Annotated in this window: 16 protein-coding genes; 9 read left to right on the forward strand and 7 right to left on the reverse strand. The window is 58.3% G+C overall.

Translation table 11 applies throughout. The features are described from left to right. Positions 1-243: 243 nt before the first annotated feature. Entirely contained in the window at positions 244-1371 is a 1128-nt protein-coding gene (locus J1D76_RS26450; RefSeq protein ID WP_421141271.1) for a sugar diacid recognition domain-containing protein, read from the reverse strand. A gap of 170 nt (positions 1372-1541) precedes the next feature. Here J1D76_RS26450 and J1D76_RS26455 point away from each other — a divergent pair, with 170 nt between their 5' ends. The 5 genes from J1D76_RS26455 (at position 1542) to rarD (ending at position 8393) form a co-directional block, all read left to right on the forward strand. Continuing rightward, complete coding sequence (locus J1D76_RS26455; protein ID WP_421141272.1) at positions 1542-2855, forward strand: MFS transporter; 1314 nt, start codon at positions 1542-1544, stop codon at positions 2853-2855. 174 nt (positions 2856-3029) lie between these two features. Beyond that, on the forward strand, positions 3030-5195 hold the full coding sequence (locus J1D76_RS26460; protein WP_421141273.1) for a hypothetical protein: 2166 nt from the start codon (positions 3030-3032) through the stop codon (positions 5193-5195). Next, a complete protein-coding gene (locus J1D76_RS26465) occupies positions 5188-6276 on the forward strand; it encodes an NAD(P)/FAD-dependent oxidoreductase (protein WP_421141275.1) in 1089 nt (362 codons plus the stop codon). The genes J1D76_RS26460 and J1D76_RS26465 overlap by 8 nt, the downstream gene beginning before the upstream one ends. 29 nt (positions 6277-6305) lie before the next feature. Further along, a complete protein-coding gene (locus J1D76_RS26470; protein WP_421141276.1) occupies positions 6306-7319 on the forward strand; it encodes an aldo/keto reductase in 1014 nt (337 codons plus the stop codon). Positions 7320-7511: 192 nt separating this feature from the next. Then, entirely contained in the window at positions 7512-8393 is an 882-nt protein-coding gene (gene rarD, locus J1D76_RS26475; protein WP_421141277.1) for an EamA family transporter RarD, read from the forward strand. Positions 8394-8512: 119 nt separating this feature from the next. On the opposite strand, the gene hppD is transcribed toward rarD, so the two are convergent. After that, the gene (hppD, locus tag J1D76_RS26480; protein ID WP_421141278.1) at positions 8513-9589 is read right to left on the reverse strand and encodes a 4-hydroxyphenylpyruvate dioxygenase; all 1077 of its coding nucleotides are present in this window, start codon (positions 9587-9589) and stop codon (positions 8513-8515) included. 559 nt (positions 9590-10148) lie between these two features. Here hppD and J1D76_RS26485 point away from each other — a divergent pair. Both J1D76_RS26485 and J1D76_RS26490 read left to right on the forward strand, forming a co-directional pair. After that, the gene (locus J1D76_RS26485; protein WP_421141279.1) at positions 10149-11681 is read left to right on the forward strand and encodes an EAL domain-containing protein; all 1533 of its coding nucleotides are present in this window, start codon (positions 10149-10151) and stop codon (positions 11679-11681) included. Between the two features lie 233 nt (positions 11682-11914). Beyond that, positions 11915-12280: a histone-like nucleoid-structuring protein, MvaT/MvaU family gene (locus tag J1D76_RS26490; RefSeq protein ID WP_008075430.1), complete on the forward strand. Its 366-nt coding sequence runs from the start codon at positions 11915-11917 to the stop codon at positions 12278-12280. 163 nt (positions 12281-12443) lie between these two features. Here J1D76_RS26490 and J1D76_RS26495 read toward each other — a convergent pair whose 3' ends face one another. Then, positions 12444-12962, reverse strand: coding sequence for a DUF4946 domain-containing protein (locus tag J1D76_RS26495; RefSeq protein ID WP_421141280.1), 519 nt, complete (start codon positions 12960-12962; stop codon positions 12444-12446). 145 nt (positions 12963-13107) lie between these two features. Here J1D76_RS26495 and gloA point away from each other — a divergent pair, with 145 nt between their 5' ends. After that, positions 13108-13629, forward strand: a complete 522-nt coding sequence (gene gloA / locus J1D76_RS26500) for a lactoylglutathione lyase (RefSeq protein ID WP_421141282.1) — start codon at positions 13108-13110, stop codon at positions 13627-13629. A 173-nt stretch (positions 13630-13802) separates the two neighbouring features. Here gloA and ahpF read toward each other — a convergent pair whose 3' ends face one another. From ahpF to J1D76_RS26515, 3 genes are all read right to left on the reverse strand, one after another. Further along, positions 13803-15365, reverse strand: coding sequence for an alkyl hydroperoxide reductase subunit F (ahpF, locus tag J1D76_RS26505; RefSeq protein ID WP_421141283.1), 1563 nt, complete (start codon positions 15363-15365; stop codon positions 13803-13805). A gap of 135 nt (positions 15366-15500) precedes the next feature. Further along, positions 15501-16064: an alkyl hydroperoxide reductase subunit C gene (gene ahpC, locus J1D76_RS26510; RefSeq protein WP_010460707.1), complete on the reverse strand. Its 564-nt coding sequence runs from the start codon at positions 16062-16064 to the stop codon at positions 15501-15503. A 138-nt stretch (positions 16065-16202) separates the two neighbouring features. After that, positions 16203-17141, reverse strand: coding sequence for a site-specific integrase (locus J1D76_RS26515; protein ID WP_421141284.1), 939 nt, complete (start codon positions 17139-17141; stop codon positions 16203-16205). Positions 17142-17433: 292 nt separating this feature from the next. Between J1D76_RS26515 and J1D76_RS26520 the strand changes: the two genes are divergently transcribed. Next, on the forward strand, positions 17434-18444 hold the full coding sequence (locus tag J1D76_RS26520) for a DNA-binding protein (RefSeq protein WP_421141285.1): 1011 nt from the start codon (positions 17434-17436) through the stop codon (positions 18442-18444). On the opposite strand, the gene gorA is transcribed toward J1D76_RS26520, so the two are convergent. Continuing rightward, the gene (gene gorA / locus J1D76_RS26525) at positions 18441-19799 is read right to left on the reverse strand and encodes a glutathione-disulfide reductase (protein WP_421141286.1); all 1359 of its coding nucleotides are present in this window, start codon (positions 19797-19799) and stop codon (positions 18441-18443) included. The genes J1D76_RS26520 and gorA overlap by 4 nt on opposite strands. Positions 19800-19839 lie beyond the last annotated feature (40 nt).

Here is a 19839-nt window from a genome sequence, read left to right on the forward strand (position 1 = left end):
CAAGCGCACAGCTTCCGCCTTCTCTTCGGCAGTAACGATCCGAAATCCCATGATGCTTCCTTAGGTTGATACTCCTACATCATGGTCCATAAATATTGAGCCACAACAGCTTGCCAGCGAAGAGGCCTTTGAGTCCTACGGTGGTTTTCAGCACGCCTTCGCTCTGTAGGAGCTGGCTTGCCAGCGAAGGGGCCATTGAATCGGGCGGTGTCCTTGAGGACGCCTTCGCTGGCAAGCCAGCGCCTACAGGGGGTTGTGGGTGTCGGTTTGGGGAAGCAGTTGCACGCCCAGGTACAGCGCCAGCATGCCGTCCAATCTTAGTGGATCAACCCCGCTCAGCTCGGCAATGCGCTCCATGCGATAGCGCAGGCTGTTGCGATGGATGCCCAGTGCATCGGCGCAGGCCTGGCTCTGGCCGTCGTGTTCGCACCAGCTGCGCAGGGTTGCCAGCAACTGGCCGTTGTTGTCCTTGGCAATGACCTTGCGCAGCGGATTGAGCAGTTCGTCGAGGGCGTCGTCGTTGCGGTGGCGCCACAGCATCACCGGCAGTCGATAGCGATTGAGCGTCAGCAATCGGGAGCACGGCAACACCTCGCGCCCGTAGGCCAGCAAGTCACCGACCCGGCGATAGCAGCGACGCAAGCCCGAAAGGCCATCGGCCTGCCCGCCCACGGCAATGCGCAGGATGTTCCAGCCCAGGCCGTCGAGTTTGTCCAGCAAGCGCTCGTTCTCCACTGTCTGGCTCGCCGGCCGGCACCAGAGCAACGAGGTCTTGGCCGAGCTCACGCACCAACTGTCCGGGTGACGGCTCGTCAACCAGGCGCTGAGGGCCTCGACAGTTTGCCCCGGAGCGTGTTCCAGGCCCAGTTCGAACAGGTATGGCACCCGGGTCATCTGTGGTTTGAGGCCCAACTGCTGCGCTTCATCGACCAGTCGCGGAGCATCTCCGGCTTCGCTGAGCAACAACGCCAGCAGATCATCGCAGCGCTGGCGCCGCCATTGTTGTTCGGCCTGCTGATTGCGCTGGCCCACCAGCATTTCGGCGGTCATGCGCACCAGCTCGGCGTAGGTGCGCAGTTGCTCGGGTTCGCCGGTGATGCCCAGTACGCCGATCAGGCGCTGGTCGAGCATCAGCGGCAGGTTGATACCCGGCTGCACGCCCTTGAGATGAATCGCCGTCTGCGCATCGATCTCCACCACCCGGCCATTGGCCAAAACCAGTTGCGCGCCTTCATGCCGGGTGTTGACCCGCTCCGGCTCACCGCTGCCCAGGATCAAGCCCTGGCTGTCCATGACGTTAACGTTGTACGGCAGGATAGCCATCGCCCGGTCGACGATGTCCTGGGCCAGGTCGTGATCGAGTTCAAACATGCAAGTGATCCTTGAAGACAGTGATGGAACAGGTTGTTCACCCGCACAGGCCTTGGTAACAAACCCTGTGCTCAGGCACAAAGACAGCCACCCTGAGGGTGGTCGAGACTCTGGGGGCGATCAACGTTACCCTTTGCATCGCAAAAAATCATAATAAAGAGAGAGCCGCCATGACACAGAGCGCCGTAGCGTCCGACGCCATCGCTGACGACAAAAACGCCGTCTACAAGCGCATTACCCTGCGCTTGATCCCCTTCATTTTCATCTGCTACCTGTTCAACTACCTCGACCGGGTAAACGTTGGATTTGCCAAACTGCAGATGCTCGACGCGCTGAAGTTCAGCGAGACCGTGTACGGCCTCGGTGCCGGCATCTTCTTTATCGGTTACGTGTTGTGCGGCGTGCCGAGCAACCTGGCTCTGACCAAATTCGGCCCACGGCGCTGGATTGCGCTGATGATGATCACTTGGGGCACGCTGTCCACCTGCCTGTTGTTCGTCACCACGCCGACCGAGTTCTATACCTTGCGCCTGTTCACCGGCGCGGCCGAAGCCGGATTCTTCCCGGGCGTGGTGTTGTACCTCTCGCAGTGGTTCCCGACCTTCCGCCGTGGCCGCATCATGGCGCTGTTCATGTCGGCGATCCCGGTCTCCGGTTTGCTTGGCAGCCCATTCTCCGGCTGGATTCTCAACCACTTCGCCGCAGGGCAAGGCGGGCTTGCCGGCTGGCAGTGGATGTTCCTGCTGCAAGGCATCCCGACCGTCATCCTCGGCGCCGTGGCTTACTTCCTGCTCAGCGACAGCTTTGCCAACGCCAAGTGGCTGACCTCGCATGAGCGCGCCGTGCTGGAAGCCGACCACGCCTTCGATCTTGCGAACAAGCCGAAAACCACGACCGATTCGCTGCTGGCGGTGTTCAAGAACCCGGCGATCTGGGCCTTCGGCCTGATCTATTTCTGCATCCAGAGTGGCGTGTACGCGATCAACTTCTGGCTGCCGTCGATCATCAAGAACCTGGGCTTCAGCGATAACCTGGTCATCGGCTGGCTCAGTGCGATTCCGTACCTGCTGGCCGCGGTCTTCATGCTGATGGTGGGCCGTTCGGCGGACCTGCGCCAGGAACGTCGCTGGCATTTGGTGGTGCCGATGCTGATGGGCGCGCTGGGGCTGTTGATCGCCGTGAACTTCGCCGCCAACCCGGCCATCGCGATTCTCGGCCTGACCATCGCCACCATGGGCGCCCTCACCGGCCTGCCGATGTTCTGGCCGGTACCGACTGCGCTGCTGAGCGCTGGCGCCGCTGCCGGTGGCCTGGCACTGATCAACTCCATGGGGCAGATGGCCGGTTTCCTCAGCCCGTACCTGGTGGGTTGGGTCAAGGACAGCACCGGTTCGACCGATGCGGCGCTGTACCTGTTGGCGGGTGTGATTGTCTGCGGCAGTTTGCTGGCGTTGCGCATGACCCGTACGTTGCGCAACCAGTAATCCCTCTCACGGACGTCGCGGACCTGTCACCGCGACGTCTTTCGATCTTGCAGGTTCAATATCGCGAACTATGCTGACTCGCGAAGTCACAAAGTCGTATCGGATCGGCTCTTTTATTCTGCTTTTAGCCCCCCGAGTTTGTGTAAGCACCTACACGACAAACAGGGGAATATCATGAGTTTGATCAAAGCCGTCGAAGGCGTCTGCGCACGCTTGGCGACAGATGATGGTTGGCACGCGCTTTTGTTGAAGCACGGGCTCGATATCAAGGCCCAATCCTTGGCTGGCGAGTTGAACAAAACGCTGGCAATAGATCGAACGGTCAAAGGGTTCGAGGATTTTTCATCACTCGGCCAGCGCGGCATTGAAGCGGCAAAACCTTCCCACAGTCTTTTTTACCATGCGCTCGCGTCGCCCAACGTCATCACCGCCCCCAACGGCCAGAAGTTGACGCTGTACCCCAGCGCCGCCGATATAGAGGCGGTCTTGAATTATGTCTATGGCGTCAGTCCGCCCTCGCTTGCTGACCTTCAACAACAGGCCGGGGAAGGCACGCCCCTGGCCCTTGTTGTCTTTGCCACTGAATACCGCCCAAGACCGGACACGGTTCATCGAACACAGGCTGACTTGTGCTTTTCGCGTACCGGTATTGCTCGAGTGGGTACCGCACCTGCGCGATACGATCCGGCGCGCCGCGGGTTTCTGCCATGGATGGCCGACGACCCGCAGGCCATTTGCGTAACACCAGCACGCTACAGCCCTTACATCGCCATGCAGAAAAAAGGCGATGAGGGTTCGTTCGGGCCGCTGTCTTTTCAAGACGGCGATGGCGCGCGGAATTTCTGGGTGCCCCTGCAAAAACTGTTCGAGGGCGCCGAGTGCATTGCCGGACTGGAATTGGCAGTGGACATGGAGTGTTTTCATATCAATGAAAAACTCCGTCAATTTCACCTCAAGTTTCCCAATGCCGGCTGGCATGAGCCGGACATCTCTCGACCACCGTTCGTCATGACCGATGATCTTGTTGAATGGGCCAACGAACAGGAATGCGGAAAAGGCCTGATAAGGCCCATCCACAAGGCACGATTGGTGGAAGAGGCCATTTATGAAGGCGAAAACGTGTTTTTCCATGTCCCGCCAAACCCGAGCTTCGGGGGATACATCATTAATCGACGTTACAAACGGCGTGAAGACGGGACCGTACAGGATTTGAATCTGGAGCCAAATGTCGTGGAGATTGTCAAAGCCGGCGACTATCACGCCTTGCACTTCATCGACTTCACTGCTGAAGGTTGGGTGCGGGCTACCTGCCCGCAACTGGAAGCGACGGGAATGGGCAATGCCGTGGCTTATTCACTGGTGGCTGCCCCCGACTTCTACCCTCTGTACACTCAGCGCCAGTTGCTTGAGTGGACCGATCGACAGGACCTTCCAGAGCGTTTGTATGCGCAAACCCTCAAAGTGCTTTCGGACCGGCGATTGGCCGGCAACCCGGGATTGGAGGGCGGTCACTTCCAGTTGGAGGACAACGGAATCACCGCCATCGTCTCGCACCAGGTGGACGGCCTGGAGCAGGTTATCGCGGCTGACGTCGCGTCAGCGCAACGTCAGACCTGGTTATCTGACGCGGCGGCAGCCACGTTCAGCCCAGGCTGGGAAATCAGTACTGAAAACGGGTTCACGCCTAAATCATTATGCGCGTACGAACTGGGCAGCCCCTTTACCGAAGACGTGCGGATTTGCGCTTCCCAGGGCGGCTATTGGCCCGCTGTTTCGCCAGACAACTCAAAGACGTTTGAACCCAAACTCGACTGGATTCCAATCATCCCGCTGACCGATGATGAAACGGGAAAATGGGACGGCGTCAACGGCCCCCGGCTGATTGACGCCGCCAATGGTAAACAGGTTGTGGAATACATCAATTACGAGTTTACCGACTACACCAAAAACGCCCTCGCTGGCTTGCTTTCAGTGTACCCACTGGCACAAACAACGGCCGAGGATTACCAGGCGCGAATCTTGTCCATGCACCATGCGTTCAAAGCATTAGGGGCAATAGAACGAGATGAAAAATCGGCATGGTCGGTATTGTCGTTCATGACGATCACGCGCCCCAATGCCGAACTGGAACAGGCCGAGTCAGAAACAGGAACATCCTTGCACGTGCCTGTTCACTTCTACCGGATCTATAAAAACAACAGGGCAACCACGACGACACCGCCCGACGACTTCACCAAGCGGCATGCTGAAATAGTGGAAATGGTTGACCTGTTTGCCAGCCCCGCCTGGCTTCTGATCAAGCGCGAGCAAGACGCGTGGAAGGCTGTGGAGATTGAGTAAGCATGATGTCGTGATCATCGGTGCCGGCCCCGCAGGTAGCGCCGCGGCCATTCTTTGCGCGCAACAGGGATTGCGCGTGGCGTTGCTGGAACAATCAACCGTTTGCCGTGAACGGCCCGGGGAAACCTTGCCTCCCGGGATCGAGCCATTGCTGGAACAACTGGGGATCGCCGATGAAGTCCTGCAGGGGAATTTTATTCGGCACGCCGGAAACTGGGTGCAATGGGGTGCAGCGCGTCACTTCAGTGCGTTTGGCGGTGAACCCGGTAAACCATGGCGTGGCTTTCAAATTCCCCGTCGCATCCTGGACAACCTGCTGCTCAAAAAAACCCAGGCGTTGGGCGTCACTGTCGTGCGACCTTGCCGCGCCAGAAAGGTCATTCGAAAAAACACTGTCGTCATGGGCCTGGAAACGGACAACGGCGTGTTCCATTGCTCGCACGTGATAGACGCCAGCGGCGCCAGTGGCTGGCTGGCACGGCGACTGGCACTGCCACGTGCTGTTTTTTCACCACGCCTGCTGGCGATGTATGGCTATGCCAGAGGAGCGTCTGCCGTATGTGATGACGCACCCGGCATCATCGCTGACCAGGATGGCTGGTGCTGGATTGCCAAAATAGGTGATGACTCGTACACCTGGACCCGCTTGAACTTCGACAGTCGACAAGCGACGATAATACGAGCGCCTTCGCTGTTCGAACATTTGCATCACGTCGGTGGCGTACGGGGTGCGGATGTCACCTGGCGCGCCTGTCAGCAATGCGCCGGCCCCGGCTACTTCATTGTTGGCGACGCTGCATCGGTACTTGATCCCGGAACGTCCCATGGCGTGCTGAAGGCCATCATGTCCGGAATGATGGCGGCGCACGCCGTCGTCAATATCAGGGATCATCCGATGTACCACGACACGATCCAGCAGCAGTTCCGACATTGGCTGAACAGCTGGTTTGTGCGCGACCTGGAAAAAATGCGTGAGCTGTACGCCGCCCATCCGGCGTCACCCCGGTGGCTGGCGCTTAACCCCGTGGCTGCGGGTCAATCATTCAGATTGATACAGACAAGGCTTATGGTATTTGATTGAGCCTTTCCCACCGTTAAAAGGATTTTTTCATGAGCTACCGCACGCTGGGTCATTCGGGTCTGCACGTGTCCACCCTGACCCTGGGCACCATGATGTTCGGCGAACAGACCAGCACCGAAAATTCCCTGCGAATCATCGACAAGGCCTGGGACCAGGGCATCAATTTCATCGACACCGCCGACGTCTACACCCACGGCCGTTCCGAGGAAATCGTCGGCGAGGCCATCGCCAGCCGTCGCCATGAATGGGTGCTGGCGACCAAGGTCGGCTTCGGCCCCGTGGACGGCGTCCCCAACCGCAGCGGCCTGAGCCGCAAACACCTGTTCAACGGCATCGATGCCAGCTTGACGCGCCTGGGCACCGATTACCTCGACATCTATTACCTGCATCGCGAAGACCACAACACGCCGCTGGAGGTCACGGTGTCGGCCATTGGCGACCTGATTCGCCAGGGCAAAATCCGTTATTGGGGTTTGTCCAACTACCGTGGCTGGCGCATTGCCGAAGTGATTCGCGTGGCCGACCAGCTCGGTGTGGACCGCCCGGTGATCAGCCAACCTCTGTACAACATCGTCAATCGCCAGGCCGAAACCGAGCAGATCACCGCGGCGCAAAATTACGGTCTGGGCGTGGTGCCTTACAGCCCCTTGGCCCGTGGCGTGCTCAGCGGCAAATACGCACCGGACGTCAAACCGGACGCCAACAGCCGGGCCGGGCGTGCGGACAAACGCATCCTGGAAACCGAATGGCGTGTCGAGTCCCTGCGTATCGCCCAGCAAATCCAGGCGTACACCCGGCAGCGCGGCGTCGGCATCGTCGAGTTCGCCATCGCCTGGGTGCTGAACAACAGCGCCGTCACCTCCGCCATCGTCGGTCCGCGCACCGAAGCGCAATGGGATGCCTACACTAAGGCGCAGGCAGTGAAGATTACGGCCGAGGACGAGGCTTTCATCGATTCGCTGGTAACACCGGGCCATGCCTCGACACCGGGGTTCAATGATGTGAGCCATTTTGTGTCCGGGCGTAAACCGTACACCACCTGACACAACCGCACTCTGCGTAGGAGCTGGCTTGCCAGCGAAGGCGTCATCTCAGACAACGCTTCGCTGACTGGAAGACCGCCTTCGCTGGCGAGCCAGCTCCTACGGAGGCCAGTGTTGATCAGTTGGACAGTAATCACCGCCAAAACCACGTATCCTGCGCGCCCTGTTTCACCTCAACCTCGCGAGGACAGCTTGTCTAAAGGTATCGCTCTATCGGTTTCAGCTTCGGTGCTGTTTGCCGTCATGTATTACTACACGTCGCTGCTCACCCCCCTGAGCGGCGTGGAAATATTCGGTTGGCGCATGCTGCTGACCGTGCCGTGCATGACCGTGTTCATGGTGGTGTCCGGCGAATGGAAACGCGTGCTGGAGATCGTTCGGCGCGCCAAGGACAATCCGAAATTGATGGGCGCGTTGATCGCCTCCTCCGCCCTGCTCGGCGTGCAACTGTGGCTGTTCATGTGGGCGCCGCTCAACGGCTACAGCCTGGACGTGTCCCTCGGTTACTTCCTGCTGCCGCTGACCATGGTCCTGACCGGGCGCATCGCCTACGGCGAACGCCTGTCCTACCTGCAAAAAGTCGCCGTGGTGTTTGCCTGCCTGGGCGTGATCAACGAGGTGTATCAGGTCGGCGGTTTTTCCTGGGCGACCTTGCTGGTGTGCATTGGCTACCCGACCTATTTCGTGCTGCGCAAACGCCTGAAGGCGGACAACCTCGGTGGGCTGTGGCTGGACATGGCGTTGACGCTGCCGGTGGCGTTCTGGTTCGTCCAGAGTGGCGCGCAAGGTTTTGGTGTGTTCGACCAGCATCCATGGCTGTCGCTGTTGATCCCGCTGCTCGGCGTGATCAGTGCGTCGGCGCTGGTGGTCTATATCATCGCCAGTCGCCTGCTGCCGTTCAGCCTGTTCGGCTTGTTGAGCTACGTCGAACCGGTGCTGTTGCTGGGCGTGGCGTTGTTGCTCGGGGAAAGTATCAAGGCCGGGGAATGGCTGACCTACATCCCGATCTGGATGGCGGTGCTGGTGCTGGTGTTTGAGGGGTTCAAGCATTTGGTCCGCCAGCGCAGACCTTAACCTCACGCAGAAACAATTGTAGGAGCGAGCCTGCTCGCGATGGTGGGTCAGCTACATAGTTGCCAACTGACACACCATCGCGAGCAGGCTCGCTCCGACAGGTTTAACGTTTTGTTCGATCAGTCCGTGGACAACACACCACGACGCACCTGATCACGCTCGATGGATTCGAACAGTGCCTTGAAGTTGCCTTCGCCGAAACCGTCGTCGCCCTTGCGCTGGATGAACTCAAAGAATACCGGCCCCATCAGGGTTTCAGAGAAGATCTGCAATAGCAGGCGTTTGTCACCTGACTCGGACGAACCGTCCAGCAGAATGCCCCGCGCCTGCAACTCGCCCACGGGCTCGCCATGGTTCGGCAAACGGCCTTCAAGCATTTCGTAGTAGGTGTCCGGCGGCGCGGTCATGAAGCGCATGCCGATGCTTTTCAGGTGATCCCAGGTCTTGAGCAGGTCATCGGCCAGGAAGGCAACGTGCTGGATGCCCTCACCGTTGAACTGCATCAGGAACTCTTCGATCTGCCCGGCGCCCTTGGATGACTCTTCGTTGAGCGGGATGCGGATCATCCCATCCGGCGCGGTCATCGCCTTGGAAGTCAGGCCGGTGTACTCGCCCTTGATGTCGAAGTAGCGGATCTCGCGGAAGTTGAACAGCTTCTCGTAGAAATTGGCCCAGTAGGCCATGCGACCGCGATACACGTTGTGGGTCAGGTGATCGATGATCTTCAGGCCCGCACCGACCGGGTGACGATCAACGCCTTCAAGAAATACGAAGTCGATGTCATAGATCGAGCTGCCTTCGCCGAAACGGTCGATCAGGTACAGCGGCGCGCCGCCGATGCCTTTGATCGCCGGCAGGTTCAGTTCCATCGGGCCGGTTTCGATGTGGATCGGCTGGGCACCGAGTTCGAGGGCGCGATTGTAGGCTTGTTGCGAATCCTTGACGCGAAACGCCATGCCGCACACCGACGGGCCATGCTCGGCGGCAAAGTACGAAGCCACGCTGTGGGGTTCGTTGTTGAGGATCAGGTTGATCGCGCCCTGGCGATACAGGTGCACGTTCTTGGAACGGTGGGTCGCGACCTTGGTGAAGCCCATGATCTCGAAGATCGGCTCCAGGGTGTTCGGGGTCGGCGATGCGAGCTCGATGAATTCAAAGCCCATCAGGCCCATTGGGTTTTCGTATAGATCGGCCATGGTTGGCGCCTCATCATTCTGGTCAATTAACTAAAGGTTAGTTGCTGGCAATGCGGAGGCCGGAGGGAGGCGCACAGGAGATGCCCCGCACGCTGCGGGCGAGGAAGTCACCGTAGATCAGTTGAAACCCGAATATCTTCATTGTCGACCCAAGGCTCTGACGGGCGAGGCTTCTGCTGCCAGAAGACGATTATTATTGTATGCGTAACCAGATTCTACACAGCGTAAAACGGTTTGTCCGCCCTCAGTATCAAATCCCCTTTTCAATGACCCGTGCAAGGGCTTTCAGACACACCGCCCACACCGCAGGTTTTGACAGAGTCAGGCGGCCGATCACATCGATCCAGCGCCTGCGATTGGCAGATGACGTATCACTGGCGCCCCTCCATTCACCCTGCCACAGCATTGGCTTCGATCAATTCGGCCGAAAGTCTCGATCTGCGTTGTGCGGCATAACTGCCCACGGCCAACTATCATGGCCCTTACCTGAACTCTTTATGGGAGGCGTATTGCCCTGCCAGTATTAGAGAGCCTTACTTCTTCGTGACAGGACTCGCGAATGCCACTGAAAGCCAAAATCCGCAGTCGCAGAGCAAAAGTGGCGGTCACCTTGCTCAGTGGCTTGCTCCCGGTGGTGCTGGGTGCCGCGATCCTCTATGTGCAAGCGGGGCGCGCGCTCAAGCACAGCACCGAAGTCATTGCCGAGGAAGCGATTCTTCAGTTCGACCTGATGCTCGATAACACCGCACAGGCTGCCCGCGAATTACTGCCGCTGGCCGGCCAGAAATGCGCCGAGGTCAACCTGGCCTTGCGCGAACAGGTCACCCGCCGACCGTTCGTGCGGTCAACCAATCTGGTGTGGGACAACAACCTCTATTGCAGCTCGCTGTTCGGCAAGTTCGAGGAGAAGGTCAACCCCGGTGACTACACGCAAGGCGCCTTGTGGCTGATGAACGGCAACCCGGTGACCCCCAATACCGCGTTGCTGGTGTACCGCCTGAGCGAAGGGAAAAAAGGCGCACTGACGACCCTGGATGGTTATCACTTGAGCAACGTCCTGCGCCTGATCGGTCGCAAGACCTTGCTGTTGTTGCAGGTGGGCCCGGACTGGATGTCCGCCGATGGCATGGTCCACACCGGCGCCCCGCCGGTGCCGCCAATTGCGTCGACCCGATTGACCTCCGAACACTATGCGTTCGCCGTGGAAGCCGGGTTTCCCAGAGGTGAGATCTGGCGCTACATGAGCAGCGAGTACCCACCACTGTTCAGTTTGCTGTTGTTCTTCGGGGTGATCGCCGGCTCTATTGGGCACTTCCTGCAAAAGCGCTCATTGGCACCCACCCAGGAAATGCAACGTGCGTTGCACGCTTCAGAGTTCATTCCGTATTTCCAACCCGTGGTGCACGGCAATGATGAAAGCTGGTCAGGCGCTGAAGTGTTGATGCGCTGGAAACACCCGAAGGAAGGCCTGGTGCGCCCGGACCTGTTCATCCCGTTTGCCGAGCACTCGGGGCTGATCGTGCCGATGACTCGCTCCTTGATGCGCCAGACCGCCGCCCTGCTCGGACCGCAATCAGCGACTTTGCGCAAGCCGTTTCACATTGGCATTAACATCACCGCCAGCCATTGCCGCGATCTGGCATTGATCAAGGATTGTCGCGAGTTTCTCGACGCCTTCGAACCGGGCTCGATCCATCTGGTGCTGGAGCTGACCGAGCGCGAACTGATCGAGCCCACGCCCATTACCTTGCAATTGTTCGAGCAATTGCGTGAACTGGGGGTGAAAATCGCCATCGACGACTTTGGTACGGGCCACTCCAGCCTTGGCTACCTGCGCCAGTTCAATGTCGACTTCCTGAAGATCGACCAGAGCTTTGTCGCGATGATTGGCGTCGACACCCTTTCCAGCCACATTCTCGACAGCATCATCGAGCTGGCGGTCAAACTCGACCTCGCCCTCGTTGCAGAAGGTGTCGAAACCCGCGAGCAAAGTGAATACCTGCGCGCGCACCAGGTTAACTTCCTGCAAGGTTATCTGTTCGGCAAACCCATGCCTGGTGCGGAATTCATTAGTGCATTAAGCGACCATTAACTAGCCGATTTAACCGACAAAACAACGATCAAACGCACCAATTTGAATCAAAATACTACATTAGTTACATGATGAAAAAGACAGGATTTACTCTTAGCCAATTAACTACTACAATTTTTCATGCCTGCGCTAAATTGGCAGGCGAGCCACTATCACCGAGTCGCTTCAAGGCTCTTGGCTTATAGCTTTGTTTGCGGTTGGTATCAGCCAAACACACTATTGGAGTAAAGATATTGTCCAGACTCGCTGAATTCCGTGCAGCCGAAAAGGCCCTTCAAGAACAGCTCAAGCAGCTGGAGTCCTTGAAGAACGACGCCGGGCTCAAGAAAGAAATCGAATTCGAAGAGAAGCTCCAGGGTTTGATGAAAACCTATGGCAAGAGTCTGCGCGACATCATTGCCATTCTCGATCCGAACCCGGCAAAATCCGGCCTGCAGCAGGCTGCAGCACCTAAAACCCGCCGCGCCCGTGTGGTCAAGGTTTACCAGAACCCGCACACCGGCGAACTGATTGAAACCAAGGGCGGCAACCACCGCGGCCTGAAAGCCTGGAAGGAACAATACGGTGCAGCCACCGTGGATTCCTGGCTACGCGGCTAACTCTTGCAGCACCTCAAAAAAGCCCTGCGTATGCAGGGTTTTTTCGTTTGCGCATCTAAATACCGAGTGGGTACAAGCAATTTTTAACGACCCATCAACTTTGTGCTTAATCCATTTGGGTATCTAAAAATTTCTTCATGCATCGAAAAAGCACTGACCCATATTAAAGTTTCAAGCTGTTTCGGGCCGCGTCTATTTCTGCCTGGCTCGCTTTATAAACCTCAGCCTGCCCGGCATAGGAAAGAACATAGGCTTTATCGGCATCCACCGCGGCCACCAATGTTTGAGAGAGTACGTGCGTTCCGTTTTGCGTGACGGTGCAGGTTGTTTCCAGTGCAGCCAAACCACTCAAGGTAGTCGAATGAATTCGCGTGCAGACACTTTGATACCCGCCCTGAAAGAAGTCCTTTTGCACTGACTTTCGCATTTCCAGGAGTACGCCTTCGAGGTTGACCTGATGATCGCTTTGCACAGGACTCATCGTCAGTTCCATCACCATGACCGGCGTTCCATTCTGATCATTTTTCACCGCCCGCTGACGACTGACGCCAGACGTTGCTTCGGGCACCACCTCGACTTGCCAGCCTTCGGGCCAGCTCACCACGGGCGCATCGGCGCGGGCAACGCCAACCGCCGAACACACGCCGAGCAGGATCAACAGCACTTTAAAAGATCGAATCATTGCAATGGGCACTCACGGATCAAGCCGTAAAGTCTGGGCCCAGGCCGGCTGTCAGGCAATAGCCGTCTGTTTCGGTTTGGTGATGTCAGAACCCTTGCGTATCATTGTCGCCATTCGTTAGCCCACATATTGACCGGAGGGCCCCATGAGCCTGCACGAATTGAACACCTTTCCCGGCGTCACCGCCCAACCGGACGCTGCGACGAAGAATTTCGTCTTCAACCACACCATGTTGCGTGTGAAGGACATCACCAAGTCCCTGGATTTCTACACCCGCATCTTGGGCTTCACGCTGGTGGAAAAACGCGATTTCCCGGAAGCCGAGTTCAGCCTGTACTTCCTGGCACTGGTGGACAAGAACCAGATTCCGGCCGATGCCGCCGCACGCACCGAGTGGATGAAATCGATCCCCGGCATCCTCGAACTGACCCACAACCACGGCACCGAAAACGACGCCGATTTCGCCTACCACAATGGCAACACCGACCCACGCGGTTTCGGCCACATCTGCATTTCGGTCCCGGACATCGTCGCCGCCTGCGAGCGCTTTGAAGCGCTGGGCTGCGATTTCCAAAAACGCCTGAGTGATGGCCGCATGAAGAGCCTGGCGTTCATCAAGGATCCGGATGCTTATTGGGTCGAGATCATTCAGCCAGCGCCGCTGTAAGCTTCACCGCAAGTCCCCTGTAGGAACCGGCTTGCTGGCGAAGGCGGCGGCACATCCAGCATCGTTGGTGACTGGAATACCGCTTTCGCCGACAATCCGGCTCCTACAAAGATTGCGTACACAAAAAACCCCATGACCATTCATGGGTTTTTTTGTGTTTCAAGCGTCGGGATTTATGCCGGGGCAGACGTGCGGATCAAGTGATCGAAGGCACTCAGCGAGGCCTTGGCGCCCTCACCTACTGCAATCACGATCTGCTTGTAAGGCACGGTGGTCACGTCGCCGGCGGCGAACACGCCCGGCACCGAGGTTTCACCGCGAGCATCGACGATGATCTCGCCACGCGGCGACAACTCGATGGTGCCTTTGAGCCAATCGGTGTTAGGCAGCAGACCGATTTGCACGAAGATCCCTTCCAGTTCCACGCTGCGCAGTTCGTCACTCTGACGGTCCTTGTAGCGCAGCCCGTTGACCTTCTGACCGTCGCCGGTGACTTCAGTGGTTTGTGCACTGGTGATCACGGTGACGTTCGGCAGGCTGTGCAACTTGCGTTGCAATACCGCATCGGCGCGCAACTGTACGTCGAACTCCAGCAGGGTAACGTGGGACACGATACCGGCCAGGTCGATGGCTGCCTCGACGCCGGAGTTACCGCCGCCTATCACCGCCACGCGCTTGCCCTTGAACAGCGGACCGTCACAGTGCGGGCAGTACGCCACGCCCTTGTTGCGGTATTGCTGCTCGCCCGGCACGTTCATTTCTCGCCACCGAGCGCCGGTCGCGAGAATCACGGTCTTGGCCTTGAGCGTCGCGCCGCTGGCGAAGTGAACTTCGTGCAGCTCGCCGTTCTTGCCGGTCACGAGTTTGTCGGCACGTTGCAGGTTCATGATGTCCACGTCGTATTGCTTGACGTGCTCTTCCAGCGCCACGGCCAGCTTCGGTCCTTCGGTTTCCTGCACCGAGATGAAGTTCTCGATGGCCATGGTGTCCAGCACCTGCCCACCAAAACGCTCGGCTGCGACACCGGTGCGGATGCCTTTGCGAGCGGCATAGATCGCCGCAGAAGCACCGGCCGGGCCACCGCCGACCACCAGCACATCAAAGGCTTCCTTGGCGCTGATTTTCTCGGCCTGGCGCTCGATACCGCTGGTGTCGATCCTGGCAAGGATTTCTTCCAGGCCCATACGGCCCTGACCGAAGTTCACGCCATTGAGGTAGATGCTTGGCACGGCCATGATCTGACGCTCATCGACTTCGGCCTGGAACAGCGCGCCGTCGATGGCGACGTGGCGGATGTTCGGGTTCAGGACCGCCATCAGGTTCAGTGCCTGGACCACGTCCGGGCAGTTCTGGCACGACAACGAGAAGTAGGTCTCGAAGTTGAACTCGCCTTTGAGCGAGCGAATCTGCTCGATCACCTCGACACTGGCTTTCGACGGGTGACCGCCGACTTGCAGCAAGGCCAGCACCAGGGACGTAAATTCATGGCCCATGGGGATACCGGCGAAGCGCAGGCTGATGTCGGCGTCCGGGCGATTGATCGAGAACGACGGCTTGCGTGCATCGTCGCCGTTGTCGAGCAGGGTAATCTGGGTGGAAAGACTGGCAACGTCTTTCAACAATTCGAGCATTTCCTGGGATTTCGCACCGTCGTCGAGGGAGGCAACGATCTCGATCGGCTGGGTGACCCGTTCCAGGTACGATTTCAACTGGGCTTTAAGATTGGCGTCCAACATACGGGCGATTTCCTTTTACTGATTCATTTAGAGCAGGCAAAAAAACGCCCGAGCGAATCTCGCCCGGGCGTTTTATTGGGCGGTGCAGCTTACCGAGTCGGTGCGGTGTCCCGCCCTGATACAGCGATCACAGTCTTAGATCTTGCCGACCAGGTCCAGGGACGGAGCCAGCGTGGCCTCGCCTTCTTTCCACTTGGCTGGGCAAACCTGGCCTGGGTGAGCAGCAACGTACTGAGCAGCCTTGATCTTGCGCAGCAGCTCGGAAGCGTCACGACCTACACCGCCATCGTTCAGTTCAACGATCTTGATCTGGCCTTCAGGGTTGATCACGAAGGTGCCACGGTCAGCCAGGCCAGCGTCTTCGATCAGCACGTCGAAGTTGCGGGAGATGGCGTGGGTTGGGTCGCCGATCATGGTGTACTGGATCTTGCCGATGGCTGGCGACGTGTTGTGCCAGGCAGCGTGGGCAAAGTGAGTGTCGGTGGAAACGCTGTAGATCTCGACGCCCAGTTTCTGGAAAGCGTCGTAGTTGTCAGCCAGGTCTTCCAGTTCGGTCGGGCAGACGAAGGTGAAGTCGGCTGGGTAGAAGAACACCACCGACCACTTGCCTTTGAGGTCAGCGTCCGAGACTTTTACGAAGTCGCCATTTTTGAATGCGTCAGCTTTAAACGGTTTAACTTGGCTGTTGATGATAGGCATCGTTGACTCTCCGTCAGGGGTTAAGAAGTTGATGGAAAGAACTTTACCTATCCGCTCGCTCGATAGCTCATTGGCAAACCTGATGCCGCTGATTGGCTTTCGCTATTAGCCGACAGTATTAATAGAAGAAAACGATCTCTAGAGGCCCACAGACTTTTCTGCGAGACGCGCCATGCCGGGAAATGGATGGGTCTCGACGTAGCGCATGGCTGACTTCATGTCCTTCCAACCCACATACGTCATCAAGGACTTCAAATCCCAGCCACTCTGATGTGCCCAGGTCGCAAAGCCACGGCGCAAGGAATGGCTGGTGTAGAGATCGGCCGCAATGCCCGCGCGCTGCAATGCCTGGCGCAACAGTGGAATCACGCTGTTGGCGTGCAACCCCTCCTCACCCAGATTGCCCCAGCGGTCGATGCCACGAAACACCGGCCCGCGCACGAGTGCAGCCTCAGTAATCCAGTCGATATAAGCCTGTACCGGACACAAACGCTGCAATGCCGGTGTCTGGTAAGTCTTGCCCAGATTATCGCGATCACTCTTGCTGCGTGGCAGATAGAGGCTGATGCCAGAATTGGCATTGGCTTGTACGTGCTCAACCTGTAGCCGGCACAACTCGTCGCTGCGAAAGCCGCGCCAGAAACCCACCAGGATCAGCGCCATGTCGCGCCTGGCACGCAGCAAGACCGGGCGGTCATCTTCGGCCCTGGCGGTTTGCACTTCCAGCGCCAGACGACTGACCACTTGCTCCAGATGCTGGAGTTGCAGGGGCACGGCTTGTTTCTCCTGCACCGGATGCAGCGCACGGATGCCCTTGAACACTTTGCGCACCACCGGCGCCTTGGTGGGGTCGGCAAAACCCTGGCTATTGTGCCATTGCGCCAACGCCGACAAGCGCAGTTTCAGTGTATTGATCGACAACACGCCGGCATGGGCCACCAGATAGCGCGCCACGCTGTCGCTGGTGGCCGGGAGAAACCCTCCCCAGGTGACCTCAAAGTGCTCGATGGCCGCACGATAACTGCGGCGCGTGTTGTCGCGCGTCGCCGCTTGCAGGTAACGATCCAGCTCAGTCATGGTCATGAACCTGTTTTGACAGTCAGTTGTAGGAGCAAGCTTGATCGCGAAGGTCGTTAACGATGACGCGTATAGGCAGGTGGCACACGGCGCTATCGGGTTTTCGCGAGCAGGCTCGCTCCTACAGGGTTTGTGTACCGAATGAGCCGGCGGAATACCTTTAAACGGCTATCACACGGGGTAATACCAGTATATCCCGTGTTAATTACATTCAGTATTTAACTTTTTTTATCAAATGGTACAATGTTTATTTTCGTGGTACGTACCACTATTCAAAATCCCTGGAGATCTCATGGCACGCGGCGGTGTAAATAAAGCGGTGGTTCAAGCCGCACGATTGGCAATCCTCGCTCGCGGCGAAAACCCCAGCATCGATGCCGTACGCATCGAAATGGGCAATACCGGCTCGAAAACCACGATTCATCGTTACCTCAAGGAACTCGATGACCGGAACGAACCCAGCGAAGCGCCAGCAGCGCCCATCGACGACGAACTGATGGCGCTGGTGGCGCGGCTCGCCCAAAGGCTCAAGGAACAGGCGCAAGAGCCCATCGACCAGGCGCGCTCGCAATATGAAGAGCAACGCAAGGCGCTGGAAATCCAGTTCACTGAGGCACAAGAAGCCAATAGCGAACTTCACCAGCAATATGAATTTCAGAGCCTGGCGCTGACGCAGGAATCCGAGGCCCTGCAAGACACCCGCGCCATGCTGCAAACGGAGCAGACCCGCAATGCGGGGCTGAATCAGGCGCTGGCCGATTTTGAATTGCGCCTGAAGGACAAGGACGAGCAGATCCGCTCCCTTGAAGAGAAGCACCTGCACGCGCGCGACGCATTGGAGCACTACCGCAATGCAGTCAAGGAGCAGCGCGAACAGGAAATCAGTCGCCACGAAGGCCAGGTTCAGCAACTGCAGATGGAACTGCGCCAGGCACAACAAAGCGCACTGGTACGCCAGGACGAAATCACCCAACTGCACCGCGACAACGAACGCCTGCTGACTGAAAACCGCGGCACCCTGCGCGAGTTGAGCCTGCTGCAAGAACAACTCAAGCAAAGCCATGTGCGCCAGGACCAGTTACTGGAGCAAACCACCCGCGTCGACGGCGAGCGCACCCTCCTCCAGGAACGCTTGCGCGTTGCCCTGCTGGAAAGTCAGGCGCTCAAGCAGAACGTCGATGAGCAGTCGCTGATCAACAAGTCACTGGAAATCGATTTGGCCAAGACCCGGACGGACCTGGAAGAACGCGTACGTCTGGCCGCCACCCTGGCGGCAGCGGCAGACGCAGCGAAGGAAGGTTAACGAGCGACCGGTGTACGCAGGGTGACGAACTCTTCGGCGGCCGTCGGGTGCACACCGATGGTTTCGTCGAAGTCGCGCTTGGTGGCGCCAGCCTTCAAGGCAATCGCCAGGCCCTGGACGATTTCACCGGCGTCCGGACCGACCATGTGGCAACCCAGAACCTTGTCGGTCTTGGCGTCCACCACCAGTTTCATCAGCGTGCGCTCCTGGCATTCGGTCAGGGTCAGCTTCATCGGCCGGAAGCGGCTTTCGAAGATCTGCACCTCGTGGCCGGCTTCACGTGCCTCTTCCTCAGTCAAACCGACGGTGCCGATATTCGGCAGGCTGAACACCGCCGTCGGGATCATCTTGTAGTCCACCGCACGATACTGCTCTGGCTTGAACAGGCGTCGCGCCACCGCCATGCCTTCTGCCAGCGCAACCGGCGTCAACTGCACACGACCAATCACATCGCCCAGCGCCAGGATCGATGGCTCAGCGGTCTGGTACAGTTCATCGACTTCGACAAAGCCTTTCTTATCGAGTTTGACCCCAGTATTTTCCAACCCGAGATTGTCCAGCATCGGACGACGACCCGTGGCATAGAACACGCAATCGGCTTCCAGTTGGCGACCATCCTTGAGGGTGACTTTCAGGCTGCCGTCAGCTTGCTTGTCGATGCGCTCGATATCGGAATTGAATTGCAGGTCCATGCCGCGCTTGGTCAACTCTTCCTGCAGATGCTTGCGCACGGCAGCATCGAAGCCACGCAGGAACAGTTCGCCGCGATACAACAAAGTGGTCTCGGCGCCCAAACCGTGGAAGATCCCGGCGAACTCGACCGCGATGTAGCCCCCGCCCACCACTAGCACCCGCTTGGGCAGCGCTTTGAGGAAGAACGCCTGGTTGGAGCTGATGGCATGTTCGTGTCCCGCAATCTCCGGAATCTGCGGCCAGCCGCCGGTGGCGATCAGGATGTTTTTAGCGCTATGGCGCTCGCCATTGATCTCGACCGTGTGCGGATCGACGATCTTCGCGTGCCCCTCATGCAAGGTCACGCCGCTGTTGACCAGCAGGGTGCGATAAATGCCATTCAGGCGGTTGATCTCGCGGTCCTTGTTGGCTATCAGCGTCGGCCAGTCGAACTGCGCCTCGTCCAGGGTCCAGCCAAAACCGGAGGCTTGCTCGAAGTCTTCAGCGAAGTGCGCACCGTAGACCAACAGTTTTTTCGGCACGCAGCCGACGTTCACACAGGTGCCACCCAGGTAGCGGCTCTCGGCCACAGCCACTTTCGCGCCAAACCCGGCTGCAAATCGCGCCGCCCGCACACCGCCGGAACCGGCGCCAATCACATAAAGGTCAAAATCGTAGGCCATTTTCAATCTCCTCGGCAGGCCACCAGCATACCCGCAGACA

Source organism: Pseudomonas sp. NFX15, from assembly GCF_049132105.1.
Lineage (GTDB): Bacteria > Pseudomonadota > Gammaproteobacteria > Pseudomonadales > Pseudomonadaceae > Aquipseudomonas.

What these genes read in the sequence shown, in the direction of transcription:
- J1D76_RS26460 (WP_421141273.1), top strand. Translation starts at nt 3,030, where the DNA reads ATGAGTTTGATCAAAGCCGTCGAAGGCGTCTGCGCACGCTTGGCGACA.
- ahpF (WP_421141283.1), bottom strand. Translation starts at nt 15,365, where the DNA reads ATGTTGGACGCCAATCTTAAAGCCCAGTTGAAATCGTACCTGGAACGG.
- J1D76_RS26455 (WP_421141272.1), top strand. Translation starts at nt 1,542, where the DNA reads ATGACACAGAGCGCCGTAGCGTCCGACGCCATCGCTGACGACAAAAAC.
- ahpC (WP_010460707.1), bottom strand. Translation starts at nt 16,064, where the DNA reads ATGCCTATCATCAACAGCCAAGTTAAACCGTTTAAAGCTGACGCATTC.
- J1D76_RS26485 (WP_421141279.1), top strand. Translation starts at nt 10,149, where the DNA reads ATGCCACTGAAAGCCAAAATCCGCAGTCGCAGAGCAAAAGTGGCGGTC.
- J1D76_RS26520 (WP_421141285.1), top strand. Translation starts at nt 17,434, where the DNA reads ATGGCACGCGGCGGTGTAAATAAAGCGGTGGTTCAAGCCGCACGATTG.
- J1D76_RS26495 (WP_421141280.1), bottom strand. Translation starts at nt 12,962, where the DNA reads ATGATTCGATCTTTTAAAGTGCTGTTGATCCTGCTCGGCGTGTGTTCG.
- hppD (WP_421141278.1), bottom strand. Translation starts at nt 9,589, where the DNA reads ATGGCCGATCTATACGAAAACCCAATGGGCCTGATGGGCTTTGAATTC.
- J1D76_RS26450 (WP_421141271.1), bottom strand. Translation starts at nt 1,371, where the DNA reads ATGTTTGAACTCGATCACGACCTGGCCCAGGACATCGTCGACCGGGCG.
- J1D76_RS26470 (WP_421141276.1), top strand. Translation starts at nt 6,306, where the DNA reads ATGAGCTACCGCACGCTGGGTCATTCGGGTCTGCACGTGTCCACCCTG.
- gorA (WP_421141286.1), bottom strand. Translation starts at nt 19,799, where the DNA reads ATGGCCTACGATTTTGACCTTTATGTGATTGGCGCCGGTTCCGGCGGT.
- J1D76_RS26515 (WP_421141284.1), bottom strand. Translation starts at nt 17,141, where the DNA reads ATGACTGAGCTGGATCGTTACCTGCAAGCGGCGACGCGCGACAACACG.
- gloA (WP_421141282.1), top strand. Translation starts at nt 13,108, where the DNA reads ATGAGCCTGCACGAATTGAACACCTTTCCCGGCGTCACCGCCCAACCG.